The 17,217-nt window shown below is 32.0% G+C and carries 13 protein-coding genes; 7 read left to right on the top strand and 6 right to left on the bottom strand.

Annotation, left to right across the window (positions count from 1 at the left end; all coding sequences use genetic code 11):
• Positions 1-25: 25 nt before the first annotated feature.
• From AB3G39_RS10220 to AB3G39_RS10195, 6 genes are all read left to right on the top strand, one after another.
• The gene (locus AB3G39_RS10220) at positions 26-976 is read left to right on the top strand and encodes an isopenicillin N synthase family dioxygenase (RefSeq protein ID WP_369765094.1); all 951 of its coding nucleotides are present in this window, start codon (positions 26-28) and stop codon (positions 974-976) included.
• Positions 977-1,164: 188 nt separating this feature from the next.
• Entirely contained in the window at positions 1,165-1,494 is a 330-nt protein-coding gene (locus AB3G39_RS10215) for a translation initiation factor (RefSeq protein ID WP_367769964.1), read from the top strand.
• Between the two features lie 68 nt (positions 1,495-1,562).
• A complete protein-coding gene (locus AB3G39_RS10210) occupies positions 1,563-2,432 on the top strand; it encodes a nucleoside phosphorylase (RefSeq protein ID WP_367769967.1) in 870 nt (289 codons plus the stop codon).
• Positions 2,433-2,530: 98 nt separating this feature from the next.
• Positions 2,531-3,058, top strand: a complete 528-nt coding sequence (locus AB3G39_RS10205; protein ID WP_369765093.1) for a GNAT family N-acetyltransferase — start codon at positions 2,531-2,533, stop codon at positions 3,056-3,058.
• A 1-nt stretch (position 3,059) separates the two neighbouring features.
• Positions 3,060-3,911 carry a substrate-binding domain-containing protein gene (locus tag AB3G39_RS10200; RefSeq protein WP_367769972.1) on the top strand — a complete coding sequence of 284 codons (852 nt, stop codon included), beginning with the start codon at positions 3,060-3,062 and terminating at the stop codon, positions 3,909-3,911.
• Positions 3,912-3,932: 21 nt separating this feature from the next.
• The gene (locus AB3G39_RS10195; RefSeq protein ID WP_367753141.1) at positions 3,933-4,865 is read left to right on the top strand and encodes a transglutaminase; all 933 of its coding nucleotides are present in this window, start codon (positions 3,933-3,935) and stop codon (positions 4,863-4,865) included.
• Between the two features lie 9 nt (positions 4,866-4,874).
• Here the strand turns inward: AB3G39_RS10195 and AB3G39_RS10190 are convergent, their stop codons facing one another.
• From AB3G39_RS10190 to AB3G39_RS10165, 6 genes are all read right to left on the bottom strand, one after another.
• On the bottom strand, positions 4,875-6,179 hold the full coding sequence (locus tag AB3G39_RS10190; RefSeq protein ID WP_367769975.1) for a TolC family protein: 1,305 nt from the start codon (positions 6,177-6,179) through the stop codon (positions 4,875-4,877).
• The gene (locus AB3G39_RS10185) at positions 6,172-8,589 is read right to left on the bottom strand and encodes an ABC transporter permease (RefSeq protein ID WP_369765091.1); all 2,418 of its coding nucleotides are present in this window, start codon (positions 8,587-8,589) and stop codon (positions 6,172-6,174) included. Before AB3G39_RS10185 ends, AB3G39_RS10190 begins: the two co-directional genes overlap by 8 nt.
• Before the next feature lie 43 nt (positions 8,590-8,632).
• On the bottom strand, positions 8,633-11,074 hold the full coding sequence (locus AB3G39_RS10180; RefSeq protein ID WP_369765090.1) for an ABC transporter permease: 2,442 nt from the start codon (positions 11,072-11,074) through the stop codon (positions 8,633-8,635).
• Between the two features lie 2 nt (positions 11,075-11,076).
• Entirely contained in the window at positions 11,077-13,500 is a 2,424-nt protein-coding gene (locus AB3G39_RS10175; protein ID WP_369769333.1) for an ABC transporter permease, read from the bottom strand.
• A gap of 117 nt (positions 13,501-13,617) precedes the next feature.
• Entirely contained in the window at positions 13,618-14,319 is a 702-nt protein-coding gene (locus AB3G39_RS10170) for an ABC transporter ATP-binding protein (protein WP_367769988.1), read from the bottom strand.
• 64 nt (positions 14,320-14,383) lie between these two features.
• Positions 14,384-15,622 (bottom strand): efflux RND transporter periplasmic adaptor subunit, encoded by a 1,239-nt coding sequence (locus AB3G39_RS10165; protein WP_369765088.1) that lies wholly within the window; start codon positions 15,620-15,622, stop codon positions 14,384-14,386.
• Between the two features lie 140 nt (positions 15,623-15,762).
• Between AB3G39_RS10165 and AB3G39_RS10160 the strand changes: the two genes are divergently transcribed.
• On the top strand, positions 15,763-17,112 hold the full coding sequence (locus AB3G39_RS10160) for a sigma-54-dependent transcriptional regulator (protein ID WP_369765087.1): 1,350 nt from the start codon (positions 15,763-15,765) through the stop codon (positions 17,110-17,112).
• Positions 17,113-17,217 lie beyond the last annotated feature (105 nt).

The raw sequence follows: 17,217 nt of genomic DNA, 5'->3' as shown, positions 1-17,217 counted from the left end.
AAGTTATTAAAAAATATTTTAAAGTATGCAAAACATTCCTAGTGTTGACTTGCGTGATTTCCTGTCGGATGACCCGGCACGTAAACAAAAATTTGTAAATGAAATCGGAAGTGCATTTGAAGATATTGGCTTCGTAGCACTAAAAGGTCATTTTTTAAATGATCAATTGGTAGAAGAATTGTATGTTGAAATTAGAAATTTTTTCTCTTTACCCTTAGAAACGAAACGCAGTTATGAGATTTCAGGTATTGGAGGTCAGCGTGGTTACGTTTCTTTTGGTACAGAACATGCAAAAGGAAGAAAAGAAGGAGATTTGAAAGAATTTTGGCATTTCGGTCAGTATGTGAGTGAAAATTCAAAATATGCTTCAGAATATCCTGAAAATGTCGAAGTAAAAGAATTACCTCGATTTAATGTTGTAGGTAAAGAAGCGTATCAAATGCTGGAAAAAACGGGAGTTTACGTTTTGAGAGCATTAGCATTGCGATTGGGTTTAGACGAATTCTATTTTGACAATTATGCCAAAGATGGAAATTCAATCTTACGACCTATTCATTACCCACCTATTACTACAGAACCTGCAAATGCTATTCGCGCTGCTGCTCATGGTGATATCAACTTGATCACCTTATTAATGGGAGCGCAAGGAAAAGGACTTCAAGTTCAAAACCACAACGGAGATTGGATTGATGCCATCGCTGAACCAGATGAATTAGTAATAAATGTAGGTGATATGTTGTCTCGTCACACGAATAATAAATTGAAATCTACCATTCACCAAGTGGTGAATCCACCTAGAGAATTATGGGGAACTTCAAGATATTCAGTGCCATTTTTTATGCACCCTGTGAGTGATATGCCATTGAATTGTTTAGAAAACTGTATTGATGCAGAACATCCTAAACAATTTGAAGATATTACTGCTGGTGATTACTTGTACGAACGTCTAGTAGATTTAGGATTAATCAAAAAATAATTCCTAATTTTACTTCTAGTAATAAAAGACATTGAGTTTACTTAATGTCTTTTTTCTTTTTATAAATATTAAATTAAAAGAAATAGAACGCGGATAACGCAGCTTTAAACGGATTTAAGCGAATTAATTATATTCCTTAAAGATTTTTCTAAATCTTCAATTATCCAATTTCAATTAAAAAATAAAATATGGACTTACAAGACCAATTAAAAAACCTTTTCCCTAATCACGAACCTGGCCCAGAAGAAAAAATAGAAGAAGTGCCACATGAATTATATGTTCAAAAAGAACCAATGATTTGTAAATTCGAAAAAAGAAAAGGCAAAGCCACCACAATAATCGAAGGTTATGAAGGAACCGATGAGGATTTTAAAATCTTAGCTAAAGAAATTAAAACAAAACTGAGCGTTGGTGGTACTTTTAAAGACGATTCTATCATTATTCAAGGAGATTACCGTGATAAAATAATGGAAATATTGAAATTAAAAGGCTTCAAAGTAAAACGTGTTGGGGGCTAAAAAAAGGATTCAGTAATTTAGTGCTCAGTTGAGCAACTTGAAACCTTAAACTTTAAACAAAAATCTTAATGATACAATCATCAGAATTAATATTAAATCCAGATGGAAGTGTCTATCACTTGAATCTGAAACCAGAACATATCGCACATGATATAATCTTTGTAGGGGATCAAAACCGGGTAGAGAAAATTACTCAGTTTTTTGACAGCATTGAATTTTCTACCCAAAAAAGAGAATTCAAAACCCAAACTGGTATTTTCAAAGGCAAAAGAATTACTGTAATGTCAACCGGAATCGGTCCAGATAATATAGATATCGTAATTAACGAATTAGATGCCCTAGTCAATATCGATTTAGAAACGCGCAAACCAAAAGACCATTTAACTACACTAAATATTATCCGTATTGGGACTTCGGGTTCTTTACAGGCAGATATTCCAGTAGATAGTTTTGTGATGTCTAAGTTTGGTTTAGGTCTGGACAACATGCTCCGCTCCTACTTGATTGACGAAGTTTCTAATAAAACCATGGAAGATGCTTTTGTAAGTCATACGAATTGGGATTTACGCAAGGGAAAACCGTATGTAATTGCCTGTTCTGAGGTATTAGAAAAAATAATTGAAAGCGACAAAATACACAAAGGAATCACAGCAACAGCTGGTGGTTTCTATGGACCGCAAGGACGTGTATTGCGTTTAAACATTCAAGATGAAGAGCTAAATTCTAAAATGGATAATTTTAAATTTGAAGAAAATAGGATTACCAACTTAGAGATGGAAACCGCTGCAATATATGGTCTTTCGGCGCTTTTAGGACACAATGCCCTATCGCTAAATGCTATAATTGCTAATCGCGCTTCGGGAACTTTTAGCGAAGATCCTTACAAAGCAGTCGATGAATTGATTGCTTATACTTTAGATAAAATCGCTACCCTATAATTTTTTAGGAGCTAGTACCTGCTATCCGCTATATCTCTTGTGTCCGCTACGCTACCACAAGAGGATATCGCTCCTATCAGGGCTAAAAAAGAGTACACATGAACATTTGTATTGAAACCGAGAGATTAATATTAAGAGAATTACTCCCTTCAGATGCTGAAGGAATGTTCGCTTTAGACAGGAATCCTAAGGTACATGAGTTTCTAGGTAATAATCCTGTGGTTTCAATTGAAGAAAGTAGAAAATATATTGAGAATATTCGAAATCAATACCTTGAAAACGGAATTGGTCGTTATGCAGTAATTCTGAAAGAGACAAATCAATTTATTGGTTGGTCGGGAATTAAGTACATCACAGAACCCGAAAATGGTCATGTTAATTTTTACGAAATTGGGTACCGATTTATAGAACAGTATTGGGGAAAAGGATATGCATATGAATCGGCCAAAGCTTGGCTAGATTATGGGTTCATTACTATGAATATAAAAACTATGTATGCATCGGCTCATATTGACAATGCCGCTTCTCGTAGCATTCTTGAAAAAATAGGAATGCAACTAAAAAATGAATTCGATTGGAATGGAATTTCTTGCGTTTGGTACAAATTAAATAAAAAAAACAATTAAAATGACAACAATAAAAATAGCTGGAGTACCAGAACATTTCAATTTACCTTGGCATTTAGCCATCGATAACAGCGAATTTGAAGCTCAAAACATTAACTTAAAATGGACAGATGTTCCTGAAGGGACTGGTAAAATGTGTCAAATGCTTAGATCAGGAGAAACCGATATTGCTGTTATTTTAACGGAAGGAATCGTCAAAGATATTGTTGCAGGAAATCCATCCAAAATTGTTCAAGTTTATGTAGCATCACCATTAATTTGGGGAATACATGTAGCTGCGAATTCTATATATAAAACTGTTTCTGATTTAGAGAATACTAAAGTAGCAATTTCAAGATTAGGTTCTGGCTCACAACTAATGGCATATGTAAATGCCAATAATCAAGGTTGGAAAACCAATGATTTACAATTTGAAATCATCAATACCATCGATGGTGCTGTTGAAGCTTTAACAGCTGGTGCTGCTGATTATTTTATGTGGGAACGGTTTATGACCAAACCATTGGTAGATTCAGGGGTTTTTAGACGTGTTGGAGACTGCCCTACTCCTTGGCCTTGTTTCGTTATTGCTGTACGTGATGAAATTCTAGAAAAACAACCTGAAATTATTAAATCGATTCTCGAAGTCATCAATAAAAAAACTGAAGGGTTTAAAAACATCTCTAATATTGATAAAACTTTGGCAACAAAATACCATCAAAAAACGGCTGACATTCAAGAATGGTTATCCTTAACTGAATGGTCTCAAAACGCATTACCAAAAAATTTGTTAAACAATATTCAAAATCAATTATTTCAACTTAAAATCATTGATAAAAAAGGTACTTTTGATGAAATTGTAAAAGCAATCTAGTTTTTACACTTTGTGGTTGCTATGATAAACATTAAAAATATTTCTTTACAAAATATAAAACAAAAACTTAAGGTTAAGAAGCCTTGGGATGATGTAATTATTTTTGTCTTAAATATTTTGATTGCTGTTCCTCTATTTATAATTGCTCATCAGAATTTAATTGAACTCAGTTGGGCCTATAATATTGATCGAATTTTACTTTTCTTAGTCATTATCATTCTTATACAACTTATATTGAGATTGTTAAGAACCATAATTATCGTATGCATTTTTCTCTATATTTTAGTTTTATTTTATGGAACTGCTTCAGGGAACTATGGATTTAATAGTGTTTATGAGGATTATGACTCGATGATTTACACCATGTCAGACAATCCAAATCCACAAGACATCATTATTTCTAAACTCCTCCCATTTCCCAATAAATCAAAGATTATCAATGCAATAGAATACAAAAATCCTAAAGTTCGTAATTTTGCCATCATGGCGACATCAAAATACTTTAAAAATGTAAATGGATATTCTGATTATAGAACGATTATACAATGCTTTGCTGTTTTTAAGGAAATAAATGGCCGCTGGAACTATGTAAGTGACCCAAAAGATGGCGATTACATTGCTACAGCCAGTGAATCATTAGATTACTTTTCAGGTGATTGTGACGACCACTCCATTCTTATGGCTGCGGCTGTAAGAGCTATTGGTGGCACACCAAGATTGATTCATACCAAAGGGCATATCTATCCCGAAATATTAATTGGGACTATGAATGATTTAGAAACCGTAAATTATTTGATAAAAAATATTTTGTTTAAAAAAGAAAGCTATAAAAAGCAGCTTCATTACCATATTGATGAACGGGGCCAAGTATGGCTCAACCTTGACTACACTGCTAAATATCCAGGAGGACCTTTCCTATCCGAAGAAATATTGGGTGCGTTGACATTGAATTAGTTGATTAGTTTAAATAACATTATTCTTCAAGAGATTAATTTTTAAGTGGATATATTGAATTTGAAGATTGTTTTTCAGCACATCATATTCAGCTCTTAAAAATTGATTTTTAACCGAAGAATAAACGATAGCTTCAACTCTACCATTTGTAAATTTTGCTTGCATCGTTGTAAACGAAGCTTTTGCATATTTTTGTCTCTCTTTTAATTTTTCTTCTAGTTGTAAATAGTTGTTTTTGTTTTTTTCTTCTAGTGTAACTTGTTTATCCAACTCTTGCTTTTCTTGTTCGATAACCAATTTTGATTTTTGACTTTCAATTTTAGAAGCTATTATTCTTTTGTTATTTCTGAATCCGTTAAAAATTGGAATTGCTAATTGCATGCCCACTTGCTGGCTTTTATTATCAGCCAATTGATTCGAAAAAGAATCTGTTAAACCATTTGCATCCTTGATGTTTTTGTAATAAAAAGTTGAATAGCCGTAATAAGCCGAAAGAACTGGTAAATTATTGGCTCTTTGTAAACTAATCGATTTTAAGTTGTTTTCGTGCTGAAACTCGGCTCTTTTAATTTTTGGATTATAATTCGTGTTTGCAACAACATCAGAATTGTTTTCATCAAAATAGACTTCCAGAACAACAGTTTCTGTTTCCACATTTAAAACATTCATTAACTGAAACAATTGCAGTTTTTGTATTCCGTACAATTGTTGAGATGTGATATAACTATTTTCTTCTTCCGAAAAACTCAATTGCATATCGTACAAATCACTTTGAGGCTTGCTTCCTATTGCGACTTCTTTAGTAATTCGGTCTAAATTGAAAGAAGCTTGATGCAATTGTTCTTTCTGAATTTTCAATAATTCTTGCGTATAAAGTGCTTGATAATAACTTTCTAAAAGCTGCAATTTATATTCGTTTTCAACGACTTCTTTTTCTGCTTTTGCGATTTCAATACTAATTTTATCTTTTTTAGCATTTGCAAAAGCACTGAAATCAATCAAATTTGTTTTAGCATTCAAATAAAAATTATCATTCTGAATGTTCGAACTTACTCTTCCGTTTGTAGAAGGATCAATGGTAGAACCAAAATTATAACTCTGTTCTCCATACAAATTAACCGACGGCAACATGCGGTTTAAAACCGAGTTTTGTGTCTTTTGAGTCCTTTTTACTTCGAGTAATCTAATTTTTATTTCGATATTATTTTGCAAAGCCGTTTCTATGCATTTGGTAAGCGGCCAAGAATTTTCCTGACCACTTACTAAAGCAAAAACTAAAAAAAGGGCTAACGTTAAAAATGGTATCTTATTCATATTTTAAATATTTTAAAACATCTGTTTTAGTTGCTTGATAGGCTCTTGAAAGCACTATCAAAAGTGTAAGAAGTAGCAATATGACAAATCCAAACACAAATGGGAATAGGCTAATATCAATTCTGAAAGCAAAGTTCTCCAACCATTTGTTTAGTAAATAATAAACGGGAAATACTGCGATTGCGAAACCGATGATGCAATACAAAATGTACTGTTTAGAGAGTTCTTTCAATAATAAATTGGTTTCGGCTCCAAGGGTTTTTCTGATAGCAATTTCTTTCATTCTCCTTTGTATCGAATACGAAGCCAAAGCGAACAATCCGAAAAGTGCAATTAGAATTACAACTACATTCAGCAAGGAAAATAGATTCTTTTGCTTCACGTAGGATTCATAGGTTCGGGCGTATTGCTTGTCTACAAAATCATATTTAAAAGGAAATTCGGTATCGACTTTACTCCATAATTTTTCAATATCAGCGATCGTGCTTTCAATATTATACGATTTTAGTTTTATGTAAACTTTATTAATATTTTGAGCTATATCAACCGTTTTAAGATGATAAAAAAACATCCCTGACACCTCAACTTCAGGACTTAATAAATTAAAATCTTTAACAACTCCTATGATTTTTAATTTTCTTTCTTTGATAATTACTTCTTTTCCGATAGGATCTTTAAGATTCATCAACTTTTGTGCTGTTTCATTAATCAACACAGAACTAATAGTATCCGAAGCGCGTTTCGGATCAAGAGATCTTCCTTCTACTAGTTTTATTTTCATCATTTCGAATATACCAAAATCAACTGCAATTGTTCGTGCTTTAAAAAGTTCATCATTGTACAATATACCTCCTAATGAATCATCTGAACCGTCAAATGAAATCAATCCTGTAGAAACTTGTTCGACACCTTTTATTTTAACTAGTTCTTGTTTTATTGTACTGTATTTATTGTAGATATTTTGCCCTACCTTTTCCACTTCATAATCCGACTTAGGAAAATTCAAACATACGGCAATCACTTGATCTCCTTTAAAACCTAAATCTTTATGGCTTAAATAATCGATTTGCTGATACACAATATAAGAACCTACAATAAAGAAGGTAGCCACGGTAAACTGGAAAACCAACATTCCGTTACGTAACCAGATTCCGTTTTTACTTCTTCCAAAATTACCTTTCAGAACTTTTAAAGTTTCGAAATTAGCAACATAAACGGCTGGAAGTATTCCTGCCACAAAAAGTGTAATACTGAAAATCAGAATTAATTGCAGATAAAACTGACTGCCAATTATTCGTAAACTCTTATTTAAAAAATCATTGTAATACGGCAAAGTCAACTCAACAATAACTAATGCTAGCAAAATCGAAAACAAACTTATTAGCGCAGTTTCAAAAATAAATTGAAGTACAATAGTACTTTTTGAAGCACCCACAACCTTACGAACACCAACTTCTTTCGCACGTTTAACCGCATTGGCTGTAGCCAAATTAATATAATTTACAATCGAAAGAATGAGAATTAAAACGGATAACCCAACCATAATCAACAAAAACTGATAATTACCTCTGCCTTCTGGATATCCATCTGCAATAGAATGTAATCTCGCTTTTGAAAGTGGCTCAATAACTACATCAAAATGTCCAATTTTCTTAGTCATTTCTTCGAAACTAAAACCTGCTTCCTTGGCAATTCTTCGAACAAAATCTTGGCTATACATTTTCTCTAAATTTTTGCGTGTATTCTCAATTTTTGACGGGTCTTTAATTTTAAGAAGTAACTTGAATATAAAAGGTCCTGTTAAATTTTCACTTTTATACTGCTTCATTGTATTCATTATAACATCTGGAGCAATTGAAGAATTCCCTGGAATATGATACACAGCACGCACTGCCAACATTTTATCCAAAATTGTTATTTGTTTACCAATCGGATTTTCGTCACCAAAAACTAGTTTAGCCATTACATCTGAAATAGCAACACTTGAATCCTCTTTTAATGCCGAAACAGCATCTCCTTTTATAATTTCAAATGGAAAAAGAGAAAAGAAATCAGCTTCAACATTAATAATTTTATCAACTGTTTCTTTCTTGCCTTTATAGATAATTTTATCCTTTTGGTACCAGCTATCAGCATAAACTACCTTTTCTACATTAGCATCCTTCTCTAAAATAGGTTTTAGAAAATAAGCGCAATCTGAAAAAACGGGCATTCCTGTTACTTGCACTAAAACCTCATAAACATTGTCCTTTTCAGGATTCCAAGTATCATAACTATGCTCATCATTCCAATACAGTAATGCAAAAATTAATCCTGCAATACCAATGGCTAATCCGAAAACGTTTAGAAATGAAAACAGTTTGTTTTGCTTTAAATGATAGATGAATATTTTTATATAGTTTAATAACATTATTTAAGTTTGGTTAGTTATAAATGACTTTTATTGGTTTTAATTATTCGTATTTTAGGTATTTTAAAACATCCAGTTTGGTTACTTGATAGGCTTTCGCTAAAACAACTACTAAAGTCAAAAACAATAAAGAAACAAAAGCAATCGCAAAAGGTAAAAACTGAATATCAATACGATATGCAAAATTATCTAGCCATTTTTGTAACAGAAAGTAGGCTGGAACCACTCCGATAATAAAACCTATTACACAAAAAACCACATACTGTTTTGATAATTCTTTGAGTAAAATAGTCGTTTCAGCTCCCAAGGTTATTCGAATAGCAATTTCTCTTAATCTTCGCTCCATAGAGAAAGAAGCTAATGCAAACAATCCGAAAATGGCAATAAGAACAACAACAAGATTCAGTAACGAGAAGAGATTTTTTTGTTTGACATACTCCTTATAAGAACGGGCGTATTTCTTATCTACAAACTCATACGAAAACGGATATTCGGTATCGACTTTAGTAGTCCAAAATTGCTCAATATCGCTCATCGTGTTTTCAATATTATCTGTATTTACTTTTACAAAAATAGAATTCACATTTTGTGCCATCAATGGCATTGTCTTTAAATGCATGAACACCATTGGTGAGTTTTTTTCTTGTGGCCCTCTTAAATTAAAATCTTTTACAACGCTTATTATTTTGAATTTATCCCCATCACCAGATACAATCTCTTTTCCTATTGGTTGTTTAATCCCTAATAATTTTACTGCCGTTTCATTAACCATTACATTATTAATAGTATCCGAAGCGTATTTAGTACTTAAATATCTTCCTTCTGTTAGTTTAATGTTCATCATTTCCATCATCCCAAAATCAACGGCCATATTCAGCCCTTGAATGTTGGCATTTTGAAACAAATAGTCTCGTGAAGAACGCGCACCATTTCCAAAAGAAAAATTTGCTGTAGCTACCTGATTAACACCTTTCATTCTGGTCAATTGCTCTTTTGCCTTCAAATAATCCTGAAAAAACTCTTTTTTATAAATTGCTTCAGATTGTGTATCAAACTTTTTCAGATAATCAATTTCAATTACTTGATCACCTTTAAAACCTAGATTTTTATTGGTTAAATGATTTACTTGTTGATAAACAATGGTCGAACCAACAATAAAAAAAACAGCGATAGCAAATTGAAAAACCAACATACTGTTGCGTAACCATATTCCAGTTTTACTTCTGTTGAAGTTTCCTTTTAATACTTTTTGAGTTTCAAAACTTGAGATATAAAGCGCAGGAAAAAACCCGCCAAGGAAAACCACAATTCCAAAAATAAAGATCAATTGTAAATAAAATTCACCTCCATAAATTTTCAAATCTTTCTCTAAAAATTCATTGTAATAGGGTAAAGAAATCTCAACAATTACTAAGGCCAATAGAATGGAAACTAGAACAATTACGATGGTTTCAGAGATAAATTGAACGATAATATTTCTTTTACTTGCGCCCAACACTTTACGCATACCCACTTCTTTGGCTCTTTTTATTGCGCCTGCCGTTGCTAAATTGACGTAGTTTATAATGGAAAGAATCATTATTAAAATAGATAATCCCACCATTATCATTAAATATTGGTAATTTCCTATTCCTTCAGGATAACCCCAATTCGCATTTAATGCCGAATTTAGACGTGCATCTTTCAAAGGTTCTAAATGTATCGCTACAATTCCGTGTTTTTTTATTTCCTGTTCTAAAGTAATATTGGCTTCTTTTGCTTCCTGTTTAATTACGTTGTCAATAAATAGCTTTTCAATCTTACGTTCAACAACTTCTTTTTTAGCATTATCTTTAAGCTTGAGAAGCAAGCAAAAATTAAAAGCTTCCCAATGGTCTAAATTTTGTGTAATTACTTTTTTAAAATTATCCGTGAGGACCACATCAGGCGCAAATGAACTTTTCATTTCATTTTGGTATACACCACTTATGGTGTAGAAGTTTTTTCCAAATTTAATTTGCTTTCCTATTGGATTTTCATTGTTGAAAAAAGCTTTGTAAATTTTCTCAGAAATAGCAATCGACGAATCATCTTTAAGTGCATTTTTAGCATTTCCATAAAGGAATGGAAAAGGGAAATAATCAAAAAATTTATTTTGAGTATTAAACGCTTTTTCAATTTTTTGCTTTTTACCGTTATAGCTAAACAAGTCTGAATCGTACCAATTATAGCTATAATTATAACTTTCAATATTGGGATCGTTGTCTAGATATTGCCCGATAGCGGCAACCGTATAGGGCCATTTTTCATTGTTCAGGGTATTTATAACCATATGAACATTGTCCTTTTCAGGATTCCATTGATTATAACTATGCTCGTCATTCCAGTATAGGGTTGCAAAAATTAATCCTGCAATTCCAATACTCAAACCTAAAATATTCAAAGCTGTAAAAAGCTTGTTGTTTTTAGTTTGATTTAAAAATATATTTATCCAACTCTTTAGCATGATTATTCGTATTTTAAATATTTCAAGACATCTACTCTTGTCGCCTGATAGGCTCTAGAAAGAACCACAAGTAGGGTCAATGACAATAAGGCAATAAAGCCAATAATAAAAGGATAAATAGAAATTTCAATTCTGTATGCGAAATTTTCTAACCATTTATTAAGCAAATAATAAGTTGGAAAAAGTGTAATTAAGAATCCAGCTATGCAAAAAACAATATATTGTTTGGATAATTCTTTTAGCAAAATAGTAGTTTCGGCTCCAAGCGTTTTTCGGATAGCGATTGCTTTCATACGTCTTTCTATTGAAAATGAAGCTAGACAGAACAATCCAAAAAGTGCAATGAGGATAACCACAACATTTAATAATGAGAACATATTTTTTTGTTTTACAAAACTGCTGTAAGACCTTTTATATTCTTTATCTACAAAATCATACGAAAATGGATAATCTGGATCGACTTTCTTCAACCAAAACTTCTCAATATCCGCAAGCGTTTTATCCATCGTTTTTGAATCTGCATCAACATAAATATTATTTAAGGCAAACGTTGTCCATGAATTTGTTTTAAAATGAAACAATGACACTGGAGGAATCGCTTCGCTAGGATTACCTATGTTAAAATCCTTTACAACTCCAACGATAGTTATCTCTTTACCATTCCAATTCACCTTTTTTCCAATTGGGTTTTTCTCTTTTAATAGTCTAGTGGCAGTTTCATTTATTAACATCGTATTAATAGTATCCTGAGCAAATTTTGGACTCAAGTACCTCCCCTTTACAATTTTTATTTGCATCATTTCTAACATTCCAAAATCAATCGGAATATTGTCTCCATCCACACTTAAATCTTTATATTGATACGATATTGTTGATTTTGCAGATCCTCCAAAAGCAAAGCCAGCTGATGCAACTTGTTTTACCCCCGGAATGCGTAATAATTCATTTTTGATTGTTGAGTAACGGTCAAATCTAAAATCATCTGTTATCTCCTCACCATAAACATTACGATACGATATACTTAAAATTTGATTGGCTTTAAAACCTAAATCTTTTCTATTCATATAATCTATTTGCTGATAAACAATATAGGAACCGATGATGAAAAAGGTTGCAATTGAAAATTGAAAAATCAACATTCCGTTTCGTAACCATACGCCACTTTTACTTCTTCCAAAATTGCCTTTCAACACCTTTAAAGTTTCAAAATTAGAAACATATATTGCTGGAAAAACTCCTGCCAAACAAACTGTAATACTAAATATTATAATAAGTTGTACATAAAATTGACTGCCTTGTACAATGATAGTTTTATTTAAAAAATCATTATAATAAGGTAACGACAGCTCAACAATTACAAGAGCAAATAAAATTGAAAACAACGATAGTATTCCTGTTTCAAAAACAAATTGCTGGATTATATTACTTTTTGAAGAGCCCATAACTTTTCTTACACCAACTTCTTTAGCACGTTTTATTGCATTTGCTGTTGCAGAATTGATATAATTTACAATTGAAAGAAGAAGTATTAAAACTGATAATCCAACCATAATCATCAAAAACTGAAAATTGCCATTTTCCTCAATTAATCCACCCGTTTTAGTATGTAGTCGAACAGTAGATAAAGGCTCTAAAAAGGGTTTGGTAGTTCCATATTTTTCAATGTATTGCGCTGGAGTAATTCCATTTTCTTTTGCATAACGAACCGTCATGTTATCATAATAAAGTTTCTTTAAATCATTTTCTATAAGTGAAACTTTATCCGGATTTTTAACTTTAAGAAATAATACAAACTGAAAATTCCCCCATTGGTCAATTGTTTTTCTAATTCTTAAATCAATGAAATTGACTACACAGGAAGGATTATAAGAAGATTTTTTATCCATTTTATAAACGCTTCTTACTATCAATTTCTTATTCTGAAAGAGAACTTCTTTTCCTAGAGCAGTTTCCTTTCCAAAAATCTGCAAAGCTAAATCTTCTGAGAGACTGATACTATTTTCATCTGGCAATGCTGATTCTTGACTTCCTTCTACAAATTCAAAAGGAAAAAATTCAAAAAAATTCTTTTGTGCTGATACGATTTTACTCGATTGCACTTTTTTATTTTTAAACCGAATTATATCGCTTTCATAATTTCCACTTAAATAACAATACGATGCTACTTCTGAACTTTTCTCTTTTATTGCAGCTCCTATTGGTGCTGAACTCGATGCCCAAAATGAATTTTCGCTCATTTGATTAGCTACCAAAAAAACGTTGTCTTTGTCAGGATTCCATGCATCATAACTTTGCTCGTCATTCCAGTATAAAGTAGCGAAAATCACTCCTGCAATACCAATACTCAATCCTAAAACGTTGAGAAAAGAAAACAGTTTGTTTTGCTTTAAATGATAAATAAATATTTTTATCCAGTTGATTATCATGTGATTTTGATTATATTGATTTTGATTTGATGATATGTTTTTAAGCTACTTACAATAGTATTTTGCAAAGCAACTCACAAACAAAAGTGATGATTGAAATTAGGATAGTTATCATGATTATACTTTAAAAACATCTACATTCCTTTGATTGTGCTTTTCAGAAGAGACAACACCATCTTTCATTAAAATCGTTCTTTGTGAAAAAGAAGCATCATAATCGGAGTGAGTAACCATCAAAATTGTAGCACCGTTTGCGTGTAAATCGGTTAACAATTCCATTACTTCATTTCCGTTTTTACTATCTAAGTTTCCTGTAGGTTCATCGGCAAGAATAATTTTTGGATCATTTATCAAAGCTCTGGCAACTGCTACACGTTGTTGCTGACCTCCTGAAAGTTGTTGCGGAAAATGTTTCAAACGATGCGAAATCCCTAATTTATTGGCAATTGCTTCTACTTTTTGTTTTCTGTCAGACGAAGGAACTTTATTATAAATTAATGGCAATTCGATATTATCATACACTGATAATTCGTCAATCAAGTTGAAATTCTGGAATATAAAACCAATATTTTCTTTTCTGGCTTTCGATTTTTCTTTCTCTTTGAGACCAATCATCTCTTGGTTCAACAATTGATAACTTCCTCCTGAACCACTATCAAGCAATCCTACAATATTCAACAATGTTGATTTTCCGCTTCCTGACGGCCCCATAATAGACACAAAATCACCTTGATTAATGGTTAATGAAACTTCGCTCAATGCCATCGTTTCTACTTCTTCGGTTCTAAATACTTTTGAAAGGTTTTTAATTTGAATCATAATATTATTCGTTTTTTGATTGATGTTTGTTTTTATTTTTATTCTTGTCTATTTGTCGCCTACTCTATTCTAAATTCAAAACTTCTACTTGTTTATAATCTTTATACGATGATGTAATTACTTTTTCACCAGCTTTTAATCCGTCTAAAACTTCATAATACAACGGATTTTCTCGACCTAATTTGATGGTTCTCTTTTCCGCTTGATTTCCTTTGACCACAAAAATCCATTTTCCACTAGTATCTTCGTTAAAGCTACCTTTAGAAAGCACTAAACTTTTCGTTTTTTCAGATAAATTTAATTTCACTCCAAAACTTAACCCTTGTTTTAAATCTAATTTTTCCGAAGATACAAAGTCTAATTCTAATTGAAACCTTCCTCCTTTTACCTCAGGAATCACTTTTGTTATTTTAACCTCAACCTCTTTATTATCAAAACTTACCGTTCCTTTTTGTCCTTCTGAAATGCGATCTAAATAAAATTCGTCGACATCAGCAACCAGTTTATATCCTTTTTGATCATCAATAAAACCAATACTTGTATTTTGTGCATAGGTTTTTCCTAAAATCGGTTCAAAAGAAGAAAGTCTTCCGGAAATAGGTGCTGTAACAAGGAAATTCTTTTTATTGGTTCTTAAAATATCCAAACTCTTATTCATGAAATCTATAGATTGATTGAGTTGTCCTATTTGAACCTGATTGGCTTGTCTTTCCTTACTAACACTTTGTTTTATAATGTTCATTCGTTCTTTTTGAAAACGAAAATTTTCCTTCGTTTTCTCCCATTCACTCTTAGCAAGAATTTCTTGGTCAAAAAGATTCTTATTTACATCATACAAATTTTTAGCATCTTGAAAATCGTGTTCAATTGATAACAAATCCTTTCCTAAATTTAGTTCTTGATTACGTAAATCGAGTTTTGCTTTATTCAAATTATTAATTTGCTCTATAATTGCTGTTTCTTGCTGCATATAAGCCAACTCTGAGTTGGGATTGTACAAACGTGCTAATGATTGCCCTTTAGTCACAAAATCACCGTTTTCAACAAATATTTCCTGAACGGCTCCACCTTCTATAATATTAATCAGCATCGAATTGATAGGAACGGCCTTAGCTTGAAAAGACATGAAATCTTCAAAAAAATCATTTTCGACTGTTTTTATGCTAATTTCGCTTTTCTTCACATTCAAACTTCTTTTCTTAGTTACGGAAGTAAAGACCACATATCCTAAAACTAAGATAATAGGTAATGCGATTAATAGCTGTTTTTTTTTGTTACTTTTACTTTTAATAATGGTGTCCATTGTTGCTAATTTGCTGAACGTAAAGAGATTTTCGTGCCAAAAAGTTAAACTTTGTAACTCACTTATTTTGAAGTTTTTATTTTAAATTGATTTTTTGAAGTGTTCATATCCGAACACTTTTTGTCCGAAACCGAACACTAATGAAGAAAACCAACGCCGCAATTCTAGTAATAGATGATCAAGAAGACATCCTTTTTGCTTCAAAAATGCTACTTAAAAAGCATTTTGAAGACATTTATACCCTCAGTAATCCCAAAAACGTAGTCGAATTATTAGCCAAAAATACGATAGACGTTGTTTTATTGGACATGAATTACCGAATTGGTTTTGAAGATGGTAAAGAAGGATTGTATTTATTGAAAGAAATAAAAACGCTTTCGCCAAAAACAGTTGTGATTTTAATGACTGCTTTTGGTAAGGTAGAAACAGCTGTTGAAGGCTTAAAAGCCGGGGCGTTTGATTATATTTTGAAACCTTGGGAAAACCAAAAACTACTTGAAGTAGTAAAACAAGCCGTTGATAAATCCCGAAAAGAGAAAAAGAAACCTACTCCAATTGAAATGGATACCGATTATTTCATTGGAAATTCTGAAGCTATCAAAAAAGCGTATGCTGTAGCTGATAAAGTCGCTAAAACAGATGCTAACGTTCTGATTTTAGGAGAAAATGGAACAGGAAAATTTGTGTTATCACATCATATCTTTAGTCAATCAGAACGAAAAATCAATCCGTTCATTCACGTTGATTTGGGTTCTTTAAATTCAAATATTTTCGAAAGTGAACTTTTTGGTTATGCAAAAGGCGCTTTTACAGATGCGAAAGTGGATACTGCTGGACGTTTTGAAATGGCTCAAAACGGAACTATCTTTTTAGATGAAATCGGGAATGTACCTTTGCATTTACAGTCGAAACTTTTACAAGTTATTCAAACTAAAACCGTAACCCGTTTAGGCGAATCAAAAGCAAGACTGTTGAATGTGCGCATTATTACGGCTACCAATTTAAATCTAAAACAAGAAGTCGCTGATAAAAACTTTAGAGAAGATTTATACTATCGCATCAATACTATGGAAATCATACTTCCACCTTTGCGAGAACGTGATGAAGATAAAATTCCGCTAGCCAATTATCTTTTACAGAAAATGATTGAAAAATACCAACGTGACGAAATTATTTTTGATTCTAAAGTAATAGAACAAATTCAGAAACACGCCTGGAACGGTAACATTCGTGAAATGGAAAACCGAATTGAGCGTGCCGTTATTCTTTGTGAAAACAATACAATAACTGTTTCTGATCTTGATTTAGACGAAATTACTCAGTACGAAAATAGTCCTGAAGACGTCCAACTCTCTTCAATAGAAAAAGCAACTGTTGAAAAAGTGTTGTTGAAAAATGATAATAATATTTCTAAAGCCGCTGAGGAATTAGGATTATCAAGAGCTGCTTTATACCGTCGTTTAGAAAAATATAACATCAGTACTCATTAATATGTTCCAATCTTCAAAAACATATCAACTCTTATTTTTGCGTTTATTAATCATCCTAGCCTGTTCAGTCTTTTTGATTTGGCTACTGCATAATGATTTACTATT

Origin of the sequence: Flavobacterium sp. WC2416, from assembly GCF_041200095.1 — a bacterium.
Lineage (GTDB): Bacteria > Bacteroidota > Bacteroidia > Flavobacteriales > Flavobacteriaceae > Flavobacterium.
The sequence above is the reverse complement of the archived record's forward strand: the minus strand, read 5'-3'. Positions and strand labels throughout refer to the sequence as shown.

Coding starts and splice junctions, on each gene's coding strand:
- AB3G39_RS10220 (WP_369765094.1), top strand. CDS start 26: ATGCAAAACATTCCTAGTGTTGACTTGCGTGATTTCCTGTCGGATGAC.
- AB3G39_RS10215 (WP_367769964.1), top strand. CDS start 1,165: ATGGACTTACAAGACCAATTAAAAAACCTTTTCCCTAATCACGAACCT.
- AB3G39_RS10210 (WP_367769967.1), top strand. CDS start 1,563: ATGATACAATCATCAGAATTAATATTAAATCCAGATGGAAGTGTCTAT.
- AB3G39_RS10205 (WP_369765093.1), top strand. CDS start 2,531: ATGAACATTTGTATTGAAACCGAGAGATTAATATTAAGAGAATTACTC.
- AB3G39_RS10200 (WP_367769972.1), top strand. CDS start 3,060: ATGACAACAATAAAAATAGCTGGAGTACCAGAACATTTCAATTTACCT.
- AB3G39_RS10195 (WP_367753141.1), top strand. CDS start 3,933: ATGATAAACATTAAAAATATTTCTTTACAAAATATAAAACAAAAACTT.
- AB3G39_RS10190 (WP_367769975.1), bottom strand. CDS start 6,179: ATGAATAAGATACCATTTTTAACGTTAGCCCTTTTTTTAGTTTTTGCT.
- AB3G39_RS10185 (WP_369765091.1), bottom strand. CDS start 8,589: ATGTTATTAAACTATATAAAAATATTCATCTATCATTTAAAGCAAAAC.
- AB3G39_RS10180 (WP_369765090.1), bottom strand. CDS start 11,074: ATGCTAAAGAGTTGGATAAATATATTTTTAAATCAAACTAAAAACAAC.
- AB3G39_RS10175 (WP_369769333.1), bottom strand. CDS start 13,500: ATGATAATCAACTGGATAAAAATATTTATTTATCATTTAAAGCAAAAC.
- AB3G39_RS10170 (WP_367769988.1), bottom strand. CDS start 14,319: ATGATTCAAATTAAAAACCTTTCAAAAGTATTTAGAACCGAAGAAGTA.
- AB3G39_RS10165 (WP_369765088.1), bottom strand. CDS start 15,622: ATGGACACCATTATTAAAAGTAAAAGTAACAAAAAAAAACAGCTATTA.
- AB3G39_RS10160 (WP_369765087.1), top strand. CDS start 15,763: ATGAAGAAAACCAACGCCGCAATTCTAGTAATAGATGATCAAGAAGAC.